This window comes from Roseivirga misakiensis (assembly GCF_001747105.1).
Taxonomy (GTDB): Bacteria; Bacteroidota; Bacteroidia; order Cytophagales; family Cyclobacteriaceae; genus Roseivirga; species Roseivirga misakiensis.
On record NZ_MDGQ01000005.1, the window covers coordinates 418,402 to 435,722 of the forward strand.

General features: G+C 40.2%; 11 protein-coding genes. 4 read left to right on the forward strand and 7 right to left on the reverse strand.

Translation table 11 applies throughout. From position 1 onward, the window contains the following. Positions 1-122 precede the first annotated feature (122 nt). The 5 genes from BFP71_RS09635 to BFP71_RS09655 all read right to left on the reverse strand — a co-directional run bounded on the left by BFP71_RS09635 (position 123) and on the right by BFP71_RS09655 (position 11,068). Complete coding sequence (locus tag BFP71_RS09635) at positions 123-2,744, reverse strand: FtsX-like permease family protein (RefSeq protein WP_088124967.1); 2,622 nt, start codon at positions 2,742-2,744, stop codon at positions 123-125. Then, complete coding sequence (locus BFP71_RS09640; RefSeq protein ID WP_317040723.1) at positions 2,741-5,401, reverse strand: ABC transporter permease; 2,661 nt, start codon at positions 5,399-5,401, stop codon at positions 2,741-2,743. Before BFP71_RS09640 ends, BFP71_RS09635 begins: the two co-directional genes overlap by 4 nt. Then, positions 5,394-8,030, reverse strand: coding sequence for an ABC transporter permease (locus BFP71_RS09645; protein ID WP_069835270.1), 2,637 nt, complete (start codon positions 8,028-8,030; stop codon positions 5,394-5,396). The genes BFP71_RS09640 and BFP71_RS09645 overlap by 8 nt, the downstream gene beginning before the upstream one ends. A 69-nt stretch (positions 8,031-8,099) precedes the next feature. Further along, the gene (locus BFP71_RS09650; RefSeq protein ID WP_069835271.1) at positions 8,100-10,691 is read right to left on the reverse strand and encodes an FtsX-like permease family protein; all 2,592 of its coding nucleotides are present in this window, start codon (positions 10,689-10,691) and stop codon (positions 8,100-8,102) included. Positions 10,692-10,723: 32 nt separating this feature from the next. After that, on the reverse strand, positions 10,724-11,068 hold the full coding sequence (locus tag BFP71_RS09655; RefSeq protein WP_069835272.1) for a PadR family transcriptional regulator: 345 nt from the start codon (positions 11,066-11,068) through the stop codon (positions 10,724-10,726). 178 nt (positions 11,069-11,246) lie between these two features. Between BFP71_RS09655 and BFP71_RS09660 the strand changes: the two genes are divergently transcribed. The 4 genes from BFP71_RS09660 to BFP71_RS09675 all read left to right on the forward strand — a co-directional run bounded on the left by BFP71_RS09660 (position 11,247) and on the right by BFP71_RS09675 (position 14,943). Then, positions 11,247-12,044, forward strand: a complete 798-nt coding sequence (locus BFP71_RS09660) for a LytTR family DNA-binding domain-containing protein (RefSeq protein WP_069835273.1) — start codon at positions 11,247-11,249, stop codon at positions 12,042-12,044. A gap of 103 nt (positions 12,045-12,147) precedes the next feature. Further along, entirely contained in the window at positions 12,148-13,395 is a 1,248-nt protein-coding gene (locus BFP71_RS09665) for a S41 family peptidase (protein WP_088124969.1), read from the forward strand. A 2-nt stretch (positions 13,396-13,397) separates the two neighbouring features. Beyond that, positions 13,398-14,327 (forward strand): DUF5694 domain-containing protein, encoded by a 930-nt coding sequence (locus BFP71_RS09670; protein WP_069835275.1) that lies wholly within the window; start codon positions 13,398-13,400, stop codon positions 14,325-14,327. A 133-nt stretch (positions 14,328-14,460) separates the two neighbouring features. Continuing rightward, positions 14,461-14,943 carry a nuclear transport factor 2 family protein gene (locus BFP71_RS09675; RefSeq protein WP_069835276.1) on the forward strand — a complete coding sequence of 161 codons (483 nt, stop codon included), beginning with the start codon at positions 14,461-14,463 and terminating at the stop codon, positions 14,941-14,943. A gap of 16 nt (positions 14,944-14,959) precedes the next feature. Here BFP71_RS09675 and BFP71_RS09680 read toward each other — a convergent pair whose 3' ends face one another. Next, complete coding sequence (locus BFP71_RS09680; RefSeq protein WP_069835277.1) at positions 14,960-16,099, reverse strand: serine hydrolase domain-containing protein; 1,140 nt, start codon at positions 16,097-16,099, stop codon at positions 14,960-14,962. Next, the gene (locus tag BFP71_RS09685) at positions 16,096-17,232 is read right to left on the reverse strand and encodes a serine hydrolase domain-containing protein (protein ID WP_088124970.1); all 1,137 of its coding nucleotides are present in this window, start codon (positions 17,230-17,232) and stop codon (positions 16,096-16,098) included. The genes BFP71_RS09680 and BFP71_RS09685 overlap by 4 nt, the downstream gene beginning before the upstream one ends. Positions 17,233-17,321 lie beyond the last annotated feature (89 nt).

The following is a 17,321-nucleotide window of genomic DNA, read 5'->3' on the forward strand; positions in this document are numbered from 1 at the left end:
TTTTTTTAAATTACGTGGGGTCTATTCCTGATTAGGAGAGGAGGGTTGACTGTTGGTTGGGATAAGTAAAAGTGGTCTCCAGTGCAAATTTATAGCACTGGAGACAATCCTGAGGAAGGACATTATTCATCCTTTAGACTTTCTGTAACGTTCACTTTGGAAGATTTTGCGGTTTGTGTCATGATGGTGAGCCAAGCTACCGTCATCATGAGAATTCCAGCAATTATATAATAGATGAACTTTAATTCAATTCTGTAGGCAAATCCATCCAGCCAATTCTGTGTCAGATAATAACTTATTGGTAAGGCTATAATGATGGCTGTGAATACTAGTAAAATAAACTCTCGAGACAGCATCTGAGCGATTGCCGTACTCGTAGACCCTAAGACTTTTCTAATGGCAATTTCTTTAAATCTACGCTGCGTGCTAAAAGTAGTTAGCGCCAAAAGGCCAAGGAAAGAGATAGCAATGGCTATTCCAGCAAAATATTTCGAAAGCACTGTGATGCGTTCCTCTGCCGCGTATATCGCTTGGTAGTCATCATCTAAAAACTTGTATTCAAAAAGATAACCCTCGTTTAGGCTTTCGTATAGTTGTTCGATTCGTTCTATTGTTTCTCTTTCCGTTCCAGCGGCCATTTTTACAACGAACTTCGACCCGCTATCAGTCAATCTGAAAAACAAAGGCTTGACTTTTTCTTGCATAGATTCGAAATGGAAATTTCCCACTACGCCAATTACTTCTTTGGCACTAACTCTCGGGTTAAAGTTGCCAATCTTCTGTCCGATCGGGTCTTTTAATTGCATCATCTCAACAGCTGCCTCATTTAATATATAAGCATCTTTATCAGTAGGAAAGTCCCTAGAAAAGTTACGCCCTTCTTTCAGCTCTATATCCAGTAAGTCGATCAGGTCATATCCGCCACGGATATTGTAAAACCTTAAACTTTTATCGTCCTCACCCATACCTTCCCATTTGAAGCCTTGCGTGTAATAGACTTCGCCTGGTAATTCACCACTCATTTGCGATGCTTTTACAACGCCAGGAATGTTCCTTAGCCCTGAAAGAAAAGGCTCGAAGTCCGTTTTGAGTTTGCCTTCTTTTGGGAAAGTGACGATGTGATCTTTTTCATAACCTAGATTTGTGGTTTGAATAAACTCCACCTGCTTGTAGACTACGATCACCGAAGCGATCATTATCACTGAGACTACGAATTGGAAGATCACTAGTCCCTTGCGTAGCCAAATGCTATTTCCACCACTCTTCAATTTCCCTTTCAGCGCGACGATAGGATTAAAGTTTGAAAGTAAAAGTGCTGGATAGATTCCCGAGACAAACCCGGTAAACAAGGTTATCGATAAAATAGCAATTACGACATCCTTGGAGAAAGTAAAGGTCAATACCTTTCCGGTGATTTCATTGAATTGTGGAAGAAGCAGGAAAGCTATACCTATGGCCACTAATAATGCAAGAAAAGCCATAGACACAGATTCTCCGAAATACTGTAAAACAAGGGACTTTCGGCCTGCGCCAATAGCCTTTTTCACACCGATTTCCTTTATTTTTCTTGAGGCTTGAGCAGTAGAGAAATTCATGTAGTTAATACAGGCTATGATTAAAATAGCAATGGCTATCAGGGAAAAGAGTCGCACATAAATGATTCTTCCAGAGACCGGTACACCAATCTCAAATTTGCCGTAGAGATATCTTTCCGAGTAAGGTTGAGCATAAAGAATATCTTTCCAATTCTCAGATAATGTGGTTAGATAGGTTTTGAGTTTAGTGTTAAACTCAGCCAAATCCACCCCTTCTTTGAGGACTAAGTGCGCTTGAGTACCACTGTTGTACCATTGCATTAGGTCTGGATTTTTGAAAAGTTCATAGCTAAAGAGCATGTCAAAGTCAGCCGAATTGTTCTTGGTCTTTTTAAAGATTCCTGTGACGAGATATACGCCTTCATAGAATTCATCTTTGAACTCTACAAGTTGGCCTACGGCATCGTCGGTGGTATCGAATAAACTGATGGCCAGTTTCTCTGAAATCGCTACTTCTCCTTTATCAGACAGTATTTCATGTTTGTTTCCATGGATAAAGTCCCCCGGAAATACATTGAAATAGCCTTTTCCAATGAATTGATATCGAGCTCGAGCTTTATTTTCTTCGAATGAGAGAACGCCTTTGTAGCCTTGATAAGCTTTGACAGGAAAAGCATATTCAATTTCAGGTAAATCTTTTGGTAACCTTTCAAATAACGGGTTTGGGGTTGATCCATCTGTTTCAGTGTGGTAAGTGCCTGAAGTAGGATAAGTATGGATAACTTGAACATGCCGATCGCTATCTTTTTCATGAAATTTATCTGTCTTAATTTCATCATTCACCCACAGATAAATCAATAACGCACTGGCCAATCCTGTTGCCAGTCCAAAAAGATTGATCAAAAAGGTGCTTTTGTAGCGCCTAAAACTTCTGAATGAGATTAATAGATTGTGTTTGAACATAATAGTTGAGTTTTTCCCGAAGATTCGGGGTGACCGATATTTTTTAAAGGCAAAAGGTCTAAGGTAGTTTAGCACCTGAAACCAATAATTCCTTTTTGCTTTTGCGCTCGAATGTGTTTCCAGTGTTTGATAGAATTTTTCCTCCAGATCGCCTTGAACCTCTTCCGCTAAATCCTCTTTCAAAAACCAGAGTAATAGCTTTTCGGCGAGTCGTGGAGGACCGATATGGTTTTTTAGGCCGATCACTCAGACCTCAATCTTGCAGCTGGGTTTACGGTAGCAGCTTTGAATGATTCAAAACTCACGGTAATCAAAGCGATAGTGAAGGCCATTAGCGCAGCCAAACCAAAGATTGACCAAGATAAATCGATTCTATTGGCCATATCACCGAGCAATTCGTCCATCAGGTAATAGCCTGCAGGTATGGCAATCGCAATGGCAATTAATATGAGTTTTATAAAATCCGATGCGAGTAGTTTAAAGATCCGCTGTGCACTGGCACCAAGTACTTTACGAACACTGACTTCCTTAATTCTTTGATCGACCGAATAGGCAGAAAGTGCAAATAACCCTAAGCAGGCAATAGTCACTGATAAAATCGAAAATATCACCAGTAATAACTTGGCTTGGGTTAGGCCTTCATACATTTGCTCAAATTTTTGATCCATAAAACTGTATCGCAGTGGCTGGTTTGGCTTGAACTTATCCCATGTGTATTGAATAGACGATAAAGTCTGCTCAACATTACTAGCATCTACCTTCAGTGAAAGCGTTTCTCTACCACTGCCTAAAACCATAGCAAGCGGTCGGATGGAACCCGTTAATGATTCGAAATAAAAGTCTTTGACCACACCGATAATGCGGTATTTATCGTCAAACATATCTATGACTTGAACACCTAACGGATCTTCTAAGTTGAAGGCTTGCGCCATGGTTTCATTAATAATGATAGATTCTTCATCAGCCATTGCCTTGTCGAAATTTCTACCCTTTACTATTTCCATACTCATTGTCGCCAGATAGTCTTCATCGACAGTCCAACGCGATGCTTCGAAACCTTCATTTAAGCCTCTATTTGTCATGAGCCCAAAGCCGAAGTTAGTTCTTCTGCCACCCTCTACAGGGATATAATCGGCTAATGAGGCTTGTTTGACGGTAGATGAGCGCAGCATTTCTTCCTTCATGACTTTTCGCTCATTTTCGTTCAAGCCATTCAATCCCATTATGTTAATGACCTGTTCTTTCTCATAACCCAAGGACTTGGTCATGAAATGTTGAAACTGTTTTTGAGAAACTATGGCAGCAATGATCAGTACAACGGTTACTGTAAACTGAAATACTACCATGGTATTTCTGAAAAATGAAGCCTTCGTGCCCTTAGTCATACTTCCTTTCAATACTTCGATTGGGTTGAATTTTGATAAGTAGAAAGCTGGGTAAATTCCCGATAGCAAACCGATGGTTAAAGCGGCGAGCAATAAAGTTGGAATAAACCAAAAAGAACTCCATGGAATAGCGATGGATTGGGCTGCTACCTCATTAAACAGCGGTAGCATAATCCACGCAATTAAGGCTCCAAGGGCAACAGAAAGAACACTGTAAAAAGAGGATTCAGTGAGGTGTTGTACAATAAGTCCTGACCGATGAGAACCCACAACTTTTCTTAAGCCGACTTCTTTAGCTCTTTTAACCGACTTGGCGGTAGATAGGTTAATAAAGTTTAGCCCTGCAAGCAGAAGTATGGTCAAGGCAACTCCTCCAAAGATCCAAATCAGATCATGCGTCCCATGCTTCATATTATCGCCTATGTTTTCTCTATTTAGGTAGATGTTTTGAATGGGTTGTAAATAGAAGGCTTGGTGTAGTTGAATGTCATCGGTACGGGTCTGGCCGGCTTCTTTTAGCTCATTGATCACGTAAGTATCTCTGATCTTTACCAACTTCTCTTCCATGGCCGTTTTATCGGTATTAGGAATGAGCTTTATGTAGAAATCATAGTTAGTACAGCACCAGCCAGAAGTTCCAGGCCCACTTTTACGATCTTTCAGTGTCATGATAAAGTCGCCCTGTAAATGCGAAGTGGTCGGGAAATCTTCCATCACACCGCCGATTGTATAGGCGTTTTCCGAATCATCATTCAAGACGATCTGCTGACCAACAGGATTCTGATTCGGGAAGTACTTATCAGCCTTGCTTTTGGAAATAACGATGCTGTTTGGCTTATCTAAGGCGCTAATTTGACTGCCATATACCATCGGTATTTCTAGGATTTCCAATAACTCAGGGTCGGCATAAAAGAACCCTGATTCGTAGATGTTGGTTGGGGAATTGATCAATCGGATGTGATTGTCTCCTACGTTTCCCCATTTCCAGAGTACCACACGGCTTACTTTTTCTATTTCAGGAATATATTCCTCTAAAACTGGTTTAAAGGGGCCATGTAGATTGGTCCATAATTCCGAATATTCTTCACTTTCATAGCTATTGGCGATTCGAAAGATGCGTTCGCCATCTTTGTAATGTTTATCATAGCTGAGCTCATGATTGATGTATAGTGCTATGAGTATGCATGCTGCAATGCCTACAGCAAAACCCCCAATTTTAATTGAAGAAAAGACCTTATCTCTTAATAAGTTTCTCCATGAGATCTTTAAATAGTGTCGTTGCATTGTTCCTGTTTTGAGTGTTATTAACCTATTCTTTTTTAAGGCAAATGGTCTTACATAATTTGCCACTTGTCGCCAGTAATCACGTTTAGCTTTTTTAGTACCGGCTAACGCTAATTTTTTGGCATATCTTTCCTCAAGATCGCCCAAGACTTCTTCTGCAAGGTCTTCTTTCAAAAATCTTAACAGTAACTTCTGGGCGAAGCGAGGAGGTGCTATGTTTTTAGTTTTACTCAGATCTTAATGATTTTACTGGGTTGGCCGAAGCGGCTTTGATAGTCTGTATACTGACGATTAAAAGTGTTACGACTAAAGTTGAGACTATAGCGACAACAAAAATCCACCAATCGAGACCAATTCTATACTGATAAGAATCAAGCCATCGACTCAAAGATGAGTAAGAGATCGGTACAGCGATAATAGATGCAATCATGATCAGGACTGCAAAATCGCTCGTCAAAAGTTTCCAAAGGTTTAACAGAGGTGCACCTAAGATTTTTCTAATTCCTACTTCTTTGGTGCGTTGTTCGGCAACAAATGAAGCTAAACCATAGAGGCCCAAAACACTGATGAGTATGGCTAATACACTGAACAGTGTTACCAAACTACTGATGCGCTCCTCTTCTTTGAATTTTAGTGCATATTGATCGTCTATGAAGCTATAGCGAAAAGGATGAGTTGGCGCTAGTGTTCTCCATGTGTTCTCTATTTTGGGTAAAGCCTCGGATAGGCTTACGTTTGGATTTACTCTAATGAGTAAATATCTGAGGTCAGCATTAAGAGGAAAGATAAATGCTGGCATGGGTGGCTCGAAGGGTGATTCCTTAATCATATCGGTGGCTACGCCAATAATCGTGTACTCATTTTTCCCATTGAACCCATCTTTATTTCGAATTTTCATGCCAATTGGGTCGTCTAGGTTCATGATCTTGGCGGCTGATTCGCTGATGATTACGCCACTGTTTAAATCGGAGGCTATGTCTTCATTAAAGTCTCGGCCTTGCAAGATTTTCCATCCTACCGTTCTGCCATATTCTGGCCGCACAAAAACGGTGTTGAAGGAGAATTCTCTTTCTTCCGATTGTCCAGTCCACTCAAAACCCTGATTTTGGCCTAGCGTGTTAGTCAATGGGTATGCAGCTTGAGCAATTTCCGTGACTACTCCAGTCTTTTTAAGTTCAGTTTGCAAGGTTTCAAAGATGCCGGCATACTCTCTGTTTTGAGCCCTTACAGTCATCAATCCTTCTTGGCTATAACCAACGGGTCTGTTTTTAGCAAACTGCGTTTGATTATGAATTGCAATAGTCCCTATAACAAGTGCTATGCTAATCGTGAATTGAAAAACAACCAGACCTTGGCGCGATCTTTTTCCGCCATTACCAAATTTGGAGGTTCCTCTTAGCGCTTGAATCGGCTTAAATGAGGAAAGATAAAAGGCGGGATAAGCCCCTGATAATAATGCGGTTGTCACAATAAAAATGACCGAGTACAACCAAAAGGAAGGATTAGAGAAAGGGAGAGGAATAGTTTTTTCTGCGATTCCATTAAACCAAGGCAATATTGCAGCAATAGCAATGATTGAGAAAGCAAAGGCCAACAAAACGAACAAAAATGATTCGGAAAGAAACTGCCTAATCAGCTGCGATCGCATCGAACCGATGGCCTTTCTTACACCTACTTCTCTCATGCGCTTTTGAGAACGCGCAGTGCTTAGACTCATAAAATTGGTACAAGCCAAGAGCAATACAAAAATCCCGATGGTGGTATATATCCAGATGAACCTTAATCGTGGACTTGTCTTTCTAATTCCATTCTCATAATAGGCGTTTAAATGCCACTCTGCCATTGGCATTACGAAGGCGCGAGGTTTACTTTTACCCTTCATGTGAGGAAACATAGTTTCTTCTATGGCTTCAGAAACAACCTTTGGATCAACGCCGGCTTTTAGTTCACCAAAAACGGCCATATTATAATTATCCCACTTGAAGAATTCGGGATCATTGTTGTAAAACAGTCTTAGCGGTGCTACAAACTGGGCATCTCGAAAAGCAGAATTTTTCGGGATGTCCTTATAAATCCCAGTGACAATCATGTCTGTCATAGCGCGTAATTTGACGAGTTGTCCCATTGGATCTGCCTGACCAAAGAGCTTTTTTGATAAGCTCTCACTCAGCATAATAGAATTCATATCCTCTAAACCCAACCGAGTACCGTGAATCATTTTTAGACCTAAAAGTTCAGGGCCATCAGGTTGCATATACCTTCCTGTTTGATTGAAGCTGTTTCGATCGACTGAGAGTAGAACCTCATCCGTTCGATAAGGCATCAAGACAACTTTATCGAAAAAGTGAGGATAATTTTCCTTTAAATGAGGCCCGAGTTGACTCACTTGTGAAGTGTTAGTCATTACTTCACCATTGTTCCGTTCTCTCTGATGTAGCACTTGAACAATTCGATCATAGTTCTCATGGTACTTGTTAAATGAGAGTTCATCATTGACCCATAGGCCGATCAAGAGCGCGACAGTCATGCCAGCGGCTAGCCCTCCGATATTGATCAATGAGTAAGTTTTGTTCTTCAATAAGTTGCGATAACTTATCAGTAAATTATGTTTGAACATGGTGTTGTTATTTATCCCGAATAGTCGGGGTGAGTTGATCTTTTTTAATGCAAAAGGGCGGAGGTAACCAAATACCTGAACCCAGTAATTTCTCCTAGCTTCTTTCAAGGAGTTCAGCCTAATTTTTAGGTAAAACTTCTCCTCCAAATCACCTTGTACCTCTTCAGCTAGCTCATCTTTTAAAAACCAGCATAGTAGCTTTTCAGCGAGTCGGGGGGGCGTGATTTGATTTTTTGTGCTTTTCATATTATCCCATAGTCACCCGAAAACCTTCTGTTATCGATGGTTTCCGAGCGGTTTAGGTAGAGGTCTTAGTTACTCGTTTCTTAAGGAATTCACTGGGTTAGCGATCGCAGCTTTGATAGCCTGAAAACTTACCGTTAACATGGTGATGAACATTCCACTCAAAGCTCCAACGGCGAAAATCCACCAATATAACTTGGTCCTGACCTGATAACTGGAAAGCCATCCGTCCAAAACGGTATATGAAATAGGGATAGAGATTATGCTAGCTATGAGTACCAACAAGGCAAAATCTTTTGATAATAGCTTCCACAGAGTTCCGATACTGGCACCCAGAACTTTCCGAATACCGATTTCCTTGGTTCTTTGTTCGGCGATGTATGCCGCTAGGCCAAATAATCCAAGACAACTTATGAAAATGGCTAGTATGCTAAAAAACTGGGCGAGACGGCTAACACGTTGCTCTTGCTCAAATTTTGCATTGTAATCGTCATCAGCGAAAGTGAAATCAAAAGGTGCTTCTGGAAAAATTTCGTTATAAACTTTTTCAATGGCAGGAATTGATGTGCTTGCACTAATTTCTGGGTTTAGTCTGATGTAAAGCCATTGCATGTATCCTTCATCAAGAAACATGACGGATAGAGACGTATCTTCAAAAGGAGACCCCTTAATCATATCCTCAACTACACCAATAATTGTGTACTTTCTTGCCTCTCGCCATCTTGGTTTGTAGGTGACTATCGTGCCTACTGGATTTTCCAGTTTCATAGCATTCATGGCAGATCTATTGATGATAATGCCTCTATTGTCTGTCTCTAACTCCTCTGAAAAATCACGTCCGGCAATGAACTTTAGACCCACAGCATCTCCATATCCGTGAGAAATGCTAATGGTATTGAATGACCTCGTGAAATTTGGGTCCATTCCTTCCCAGGAAAACCCAGGATTCCAGCCTTTAGTCGTTGTCACCGGGTAGTTGGAACTGCCAACTGCGGCAGCCATACCTGTTTTCAGTATTTCATCCTTAAGTAATTGCCTTTTAGGCATCACTTCAGGCGAAGCTGGATTAATCGCGATCATGCCTTCTGGAGTATAACCAACCAGCCTATTCTGAGCAGTTTGTATTTGGTTATTCACAGTAATGGTACCAATGATTAGGGCTATGGAAATTGTAAACTGAAATACCACGAGTACTTTTCTTGGTAATGCTGCTTTTTTGCCACCCGTGAGGGTGCCTTTTATAGCTTTAATCGGTTTGAAAGAAGACAAGTAAAAAGCAGGGTAAGAACCTGATAAGATTGATGTGAGTAAAACAAAACCACTGGTTAAGAACCAAAACTGGGGGCTTTGCCATGGAGCTGATATCTCCTTACCCGATACATTATTGAACCACGGAAGTAGTGCATAGAGTAGCCCTAAAGACAATCCGAAAGCCAAGAGGCTGTAAAGCAATGATTCAATATAGAATTGAGCGATTAACTGTTTTCGGATCGAGCCTAAGGTTTTTCTAATACCAACTTCTTTAGCTCGTTTTTCAGAGCGAGCGGTACTTAAATTCATAAAATTGATGCAAGCCAGAACCAGTACAAAAAGTCCAATTATACTGTAAAGCCATAAAAATCGCTTGGCTTGACTCGTCACAGGTTGACCGTTTTCCCATTCAGAATTTAAATGCCAATCTTTCATCGGGTGGAGAAAAAACTCCATATCTGCTGCTCTCGCACCTTCAGTTAAATTCGGTTTGAGCGCCTCATTAATAAGTTTGCTTAGCGTTCTTGGGTCGACTTCAGGTTTTAACTGTAGGAAGATATCTACGTTCTGATTATTCCAAGTATTCATTTTGTCAGCCCCGATCACCAATTCTACTCTTGCGAAGTATTTGCCATCGGAGAACTTTGAATTACTCGGTATGTCTTTATAAATACCAGTGACTAGTAGGTCGTCCTCAGCATCTAGTTTCACCAGTTTGTTCATTGGATCTTCTTTCCCGAAAAGACGTTCGGCAAAGGATTCTGAGATTAAAATTGAGTTGACATCACTTAAGCCATCCTCAGTGCCTCTGGTCATTTCGAGACCTAGCATTGCAGGCGCACCTGCTTGCATGAACATTCCTATTTGCCTGAATTTGTTTTCGCCATAGCTTATTACACGATTTTGGGTTCGGGCTCTAGATATCACAGTATGTTCTACCATATCTGGATATTTAGTGCTGATGAATTGCCCCATAGCAGTTACTAGTGAGTTGTTGGTGTATACTTCCCCACCTTCGTTTTCATGCCTCAGTAGGTGATAAATATTGTCGTAGTTACTGTGATATTTATTGAAGGTTAATTCATCTTTCACCCATAGACCAATGAGCATAGCCACAACTAAACCCATAGCAAGCCCGGCTATATTTATAAAGGAGTAGGCTTTATTTCTGAGGATTTGTCGATAGCTGATTTTAAAGTTGTGCTTAATCATACCTGTGTTGTTAAAGATTTTTGACTGGAAGAATTTAAAGGCGAAAGGCCTCATATAATTGAAGACCTGATACCAGTAATTTCTCCTTGCTTTTGCCTTTGAATAATTGTTGAGTTGACTATAAAATTTTTCATCTAGATCGCCCAATACCTCTTCTGCTAGGTCTTCTTTCAAAAACCAGAGTAGCAGTTTCTCCGCCATTTTTGGAGGTGCGGTATGGTCGTTTAGTAGCACTAGAAATTAAAGTTCAAGTTTCCTCCTGCTAGTGATGGGTATTGGTTCCAAAGCGAAACTTTAAAGTCCCTAGATTCTTGTAATGCGCGCTGACCGGCGGCAGTAATCGTGTAGATTCGTTTTCTTCTTCCACCGCGTTCGGCCGTGGAAGCTCCCATTTCAGAAGTGAGAAAACCTTTTTCTCCCAACCGATTTAATGTAGAGTGTACTGCACCTATCGAAACCGCCCTTTCAGTTTGTGATTCGAATTCTTCTGCGATTTTAAACGCGTACGCCTCTTTGTCAAGAATGCCTACTAATAGCAGAATGGTCTCTTCGAAGTCACCTAGTTTTGTTTCCTTCATAATACTTATGTTACTAAATTGTAGAACAAATATACGGAGTCATTTTCAATATGTTCTACTTTTTAGTAACTAATAGATGAGAACGTATGCTGAGGGTTGCATTTAGCGATATTTTTTTTCGGTTCGAACAATTCTTCCAATAGAAGAGATAATATTGTGGCGCCGAATAACAAGATCAGTGAAAAGAAAGTACCCCTTCGACCCTTCCATTAAGCATCACTTCATTGTGGCGCTTGGTTTAGCCATATGGGTTTTTATATTCCTATTTTTTACTGAGCCTTTAGATGTCAACGAGTTTGGTCCACAAGAAAAGCTGATTTATATGCCGCTTTACGGAGTTTTTACATCGCTCTGTTATCTCGCTACACTTCCGTTTCAAGTTTGGCTTTATAAAAGGAATAATCAAAAGTGGACGCACGGGAGTGAACTGATTCAATTTCTTTTTTTAATCATATTAGGCTTCATTGTCACGCGGTCTGTTTACTACTATATCGTGATGGAGCAACACCCCAATGCCTATACGATCGATTACTTTGCGACAGCGATTTACTTCCCAGGTATACTCACAATATTCCCAATCATCGCGATCGGTAGATGGTCTTTTGGAAAGTACAAAGACAAGAAATTGGAGGATCAGAAAATAGAAATTCAGGGCACTGGAAATTATGAGAGTCTCAAGCTTTTACTGAATGACCTCATTTGTATTCAGTCGTCTGATAATTATGTGGAAATTACCTACAGGGAAGATGGGGAGATCAAAAAACAACTGATCAGAAATAAGTTGACCGAGGTAGAAATATCAAGACCAGAATTGATTAGAGCCCACCGATCATTTTTGATTAATCCTTATCATTTCAAGCAATGGAAAACAGGGAATCGAAAGGTTTTTGTGATCTTATCAAGTGATATAGAAGTGCCAGTTTCAAAAACATACCAGCCGAATATAGAAGAGGCTGTCAAATCCGCCACAGAATAGTACATTTTCACCACAAGCCCTGTTAAATAGGTTTAAAGGGCGATTTCTGTTTGTACGTTTGGGTCATCAGTCACCCGAGAAATCGGAATAAAACCAAACAGAAATGAAAAATTTAATTACAATCCTAGCAGTATTATTTATCAGTTTTCCTATCGCAGCGCAGACTACTTGCGACTGTAAAGCAGACCTTGAATTTGTATATAATCAAATGCAAAACATGGCTTCTTATAAGTCTCAGATTAAAGGAGAATTAGAGGCCAGTTTTAAAGTCGAGTATCAAAAGATATCAGAAAAAGTCACCAACAATATGGATAAACTCGATTGCTATGTGGCGATCGGCCAGTTGGTAGATTTAGTAAAAGATAAACACGCTATGCTATACGAAGTAAGACCAGACTACACGCTTGATGACGCTCTGGATTCCAACTTTGTAAAGCAATATCAGGTAAGTGAAGATTTTAAAAACTTTCCAACCGTCGATATCGATTTGGAGGCACTTAGGTTACGTCTTGAATCTAAGCCTGTCAATGACATAGAAGGTATTTATAATGTAGGAAGTTCTATGGAGGTCGGTGTTTATAGAACTGAAAAGGCTGACAGTCTAGTGGCCGTTATGCTTACCTCCAAACTAGGGGTTTGGGCACCTGGTCAGATATTTATGTATTTGACAGCCACCGAACTTCCGAATCGCTATGACATTACCGCTTATGGCCAAGTACATAAGAACTTGCTTTCATATAAGGCACATTTAGTATCGAATGGCATTTTAATGAGCAATGTTACTAAAGAAGGCCTAAAAGAGAACTTTGTGCATGTAGATAAGAAAGCGCATGAGGCTTATAAGCTCCATACGCTGAATGATAATGTGCAATACATTTGGTTGAATAGCTTTTCTCGTTTCGGAAATGCCGATAAAAGAGACGCATTAGTCAAGCAAATCAAAAATGAACTTAACGCTGAAAACCTGATCGTCGATTTGAGAAACAATGGAGGAGGGGCAAGTAAAATTTCACTACCAATAGTCAAAGCCATTCGAAAATCAGGTGTGAAAGTGTTTGTGCTTACAAATTTTGATTCAGGCAGTAATGCAGAGCAAACGACAGTAAGGCTAAAGAATATTAAGAGTACAGTACACCTAGGTCAAACAACTTATGGTGCGATAGCCTACGGACTCAATTATGGCTATACCTACACTTCGCCATCTGGTTTTTTCAGTTTTACACCAACGGACATGAGATTTAATCATTTCTTGAAATATGAGGTCACTGGAGTTGCCCCAGATATCACTTTAAGTCCTGATTCAGATTGGATTCAACAAACTATCGATTACATCAACACACAACGACTTTAATCATGAGAAATTTACTAATCATTATCATCGGTTTAGTCATAGTTGGGAAATTGAGTGGTTATCAATCAGAAAAAGAAGTGCTCATCATCGGTACTATGCATGATGTACCCAACATTGTGAAGCATAGCTATAAACCACTTTTGAAAATTGGGAAGAAGTACAAACCAGAGGCAATTTATGTAGAGCGACAGCGCCCTGATGACTCCTTGAGTTTGGTAAACTATGAATCGAAGTGGTTTTTACCCAAAGGCGATACTTTAAGAGAAGCTTTTAAGGTAGACGTTAATAGAATTCAAACCCTTCAGCAACTTGGGGTAAAGGAGATGAGCCCTGCCGATTACGCCTACCTCCGTGATTATTATATGGTCAGTAAGGATAAGGGAAACTGGTCTTACTATAACTATCTCGCTAATTATGGTCTAAAGGGTAGTAGAAAGCCTACTCAGGAAGAAAACGGAGATTTAACGGCCAAACTAGCCATTCATCTAAACATGAATCGTGTTTTTGCCATGGACCATCAGCATGATATGCGTTTGTATTCGAAGTTATGGAGTGATTGTGTAAAAATGAGCAAGGAAGATGGTGAGGTGGATAGACTCGTTAAACACAATAAAAGGACTTACAACAAAGCTAAATTACCTGCAATTTTTGGTCGATTGGGAAAGCATACCAACAAGGTGAAGACCATAAAAAGTTATGAGGTATCTAACCGATTTACTTTTCGAGAGACACCATGCGAACCATGCGATCAGGCTGGAGCCGTTTGGGATAGGAGAAATGCCGGTATGGCCAAAAACATTGGTGACCAAATGGAAGAATTTGGTCATCAAAGAGCGGTAGTGGTGGTAGGAGCAGGGCACGTATTGGGGATTCGCGAGCAGTTACAAAAGCAATTTCCAGATATGATTGTAAAGATTATTGAAGACCTCTGAAAATAGATGTAGGACATTTCTGTTGGGAGATTTATGACTGATATATCTACCCGATGATAAGGCCACCACTAGGTAACTAGGGTGGTCTTTTTCATTGATAAGATTATTGTAACTTTCTCTCCAAATCCATCCTATGAAACATCTTTTAAAATCAGTTGTGGCAATTATCCTTTTGATGACTATTGCATGTTCCCCACAGGAGGAAAAAGTAGTAAATACTGACAAAATCACTAAAGAAGTACAGGCTAGAATGGATGCTTTTGTCGCCAGTAATAACAATATGGATTTAGATGCCCTGAAAGGCTTTTATTCCAATGATGAAAGTTTCTATTGGGTAGAGGATGGCAAAATTCAATATGCCAATAAACAAGTGCTTGAAGCTTCATTAAGTGGCTTGGTAGGGATGGTGTCAAGTGTCAATATGAAAATCCTTAATCAACGGATAAAGGTGGTTAGTGACGAATCTGCCATAGCCTTTCTTGAATATGATCAGGCCATGGCAATGTCTTCTGGAGGTGCTTTTAACATCAATGGTGCTATGACCGTGCTACTTCAAAAGGAAGAAGGTGTTTGGCGATTTTTAATCGGACACAGCTCCACTAAAAAGGAGCGATGATTAAGTCAGGGAAGCATCAGTTTTCTTTTTTTATCACAAAATGATCGATGAAAGTCGTCGCAAAATCAGACGCCAAAAGATCTTTATGTAGACTATTTCCAATTAAAAATTTGTAGAACGGTCGGCTGACATCTTGAGAATTGGCTAAGATGATAAATGTTAGATCCAGTTCTGGCACTTTCAAGAACAAAGAAGAGTACCCCTTCCACCATCCAGTATGCCAAATGAATTTCAAACCATAGTAATCGTGGACGAACCAACCTAAACCATAGATGGTTTCTTTTCCTTTTGGTGTCGCAAAGGGTGTGAGCATGCTGTTCCAAGATTCCGAACTCAAGAAAAGCCGAGAATCTATGGCATTAGAATATTTAGCCAAGTCAGAAACAGTACTCATCAGTCCTGCTGCAGGACCAAAATTGTAGTTAAAATCCACTGGCACTATCTTCTTCTTGAACCAATCGTAAGGTTTTGCCACTTTTTTGGCATAAGCATCTGGATCTAAGCCAGTCTTTGCAAAAGCAAGACTGTCATCGAGACTGGGCGCTGTGTTGGTCATGCCAATTGGCTTAATGATATCATTCACGACTAATTCGCTAAAGTCCTTTCCAGCGGCTGATAAATAAGCGTTTCCTAGAAGGTGGAACCAACTGCCATTGTATCGATGTTTATAGCCGGGTTTAAAACCATTCAATGTATTACCTCGCGCCGTATGTGTTAACAGGTGTTTTATTTGGATATTATCACTTAATCCCCATTTTCCAGGCAATTTTATGTCATGCTTTTTCAGCGGGTCATTGAGGCTGAATTTTCCATCCTCGATGAGTTGCATCAACACTAGGGCACCGAACGTCTTGGTAATGGAGGCCGTGTGATAGACAGTGTTTTCATCGGGGATTTCTTGTGTTTCTATATCCCGTACTCCGAACCCTTTCTTCCATTTGAGCTCTCCCTGGTTTACAATGCCTACTGAAAAACCAGGGATATGATGCTTTTGACGCAGTGCCTCTAGCTTTTTCTCGAAACTCGCTATGTTTTGCTCATTCCAACTCGAGTTATCCTTGCGAACAATGGTATTGGTAGAAATACAACTCGGTAAAAGCAACAGCACTATTAATAGTAATGCCCACTTATCAGCCCTAAGTTCTTTAAGGATCACTTGATTACTCCTTTTAAGATCTGGTTGGCAGTTTTACTTAACAGTTTTGGAGTTTTCGGTCCACTTTGATTTGTGATTATTGAAATAACAAGGTCGTACTTTGGAAAAATGAATAGCCAATTTTGCATACCTGTAGTTCCCCCATGATGATTGAAGTATTTGCCATGTTTATCAAGGCGCATTTGCCATAAGTAGCCCATTTTCGAAGCAGAGTTTTGTGCGAATAGTGGCTCATGTGATTTGACAATAACAGGGTCACTATCGTCCAACTGTGCCTTAGCATAGCGCATCATATCGGCCATGGTCATTTTAAGGCCTGATCCTGCAGCCCAAAGTGTATTAAGTTGATTTGGCGAAAGTGTTTTGTTATCCAGCCAATAACCTTGAGCTAAGCGCTCTTTTTTCGATTCGTCCAGCTTTATTGCTGTATCAGTCATACCATACCGATTTAGTATATGTTCTTCTAATAGAGTGTCTAGATCCTTTTCATAGATAGACTCTAAGATGTAGCCAACTAATTCAACCCCTGAATTGGAGTAGGAATATTTTGTGCCAGGTTTTGCGGTGATTTCCAGTTTTCTCAAGTCGGTGAAAAACTGATCCTTTGTATACTCTTTTTCGATTTTGTAATATTCCTGTGGAACGTCCTTTTGCAACTTCTGAAATATTACGTTGGCTGGCTCGGGTAGGAAAAGCGGTAAGCCAGCAGTATGTGTCAAGAGGTGTCTGATCGTTATTGCTTCGGATTCATACGCTAGGTTGGGATAGTCCCCATTTAGATATTTTCTAATATCATCTTCCAAATTAATTTTTCCATCCAAAACAGCCTTAGCCATGAGGTAACCCGTCAATGTTTTTGTGACAGAGCCAATTTCATAGATCGTTTGGTCGTTTGGAGTATTTCCTTCCCCTTTATAGAGTTCACCAAGGTGGTTCGTGACAGTTTCACCTTGGTAATAAATTCCAATGGAAACGGAGTTAATATTTTTTGACTTTAAGAATTTTGTGCCCTGCTTTTCAGTTATTGCTAGCAGTCGTTCTCGTTCGTTCGTGTTTTGTGCATGTGTTCCATGCACTTTGACGAATAGGCATAGTAGGAGTGTGAGTTGTAGGACCTTTTTGTAATTTCTCATGTCGAGTAAGTTTTCTGATTGTTGTTTTCAGTATTACCCGCAAGAGATTCTTTTGTTGATGAGAATTCTACTCAAATACGGATTTGAGC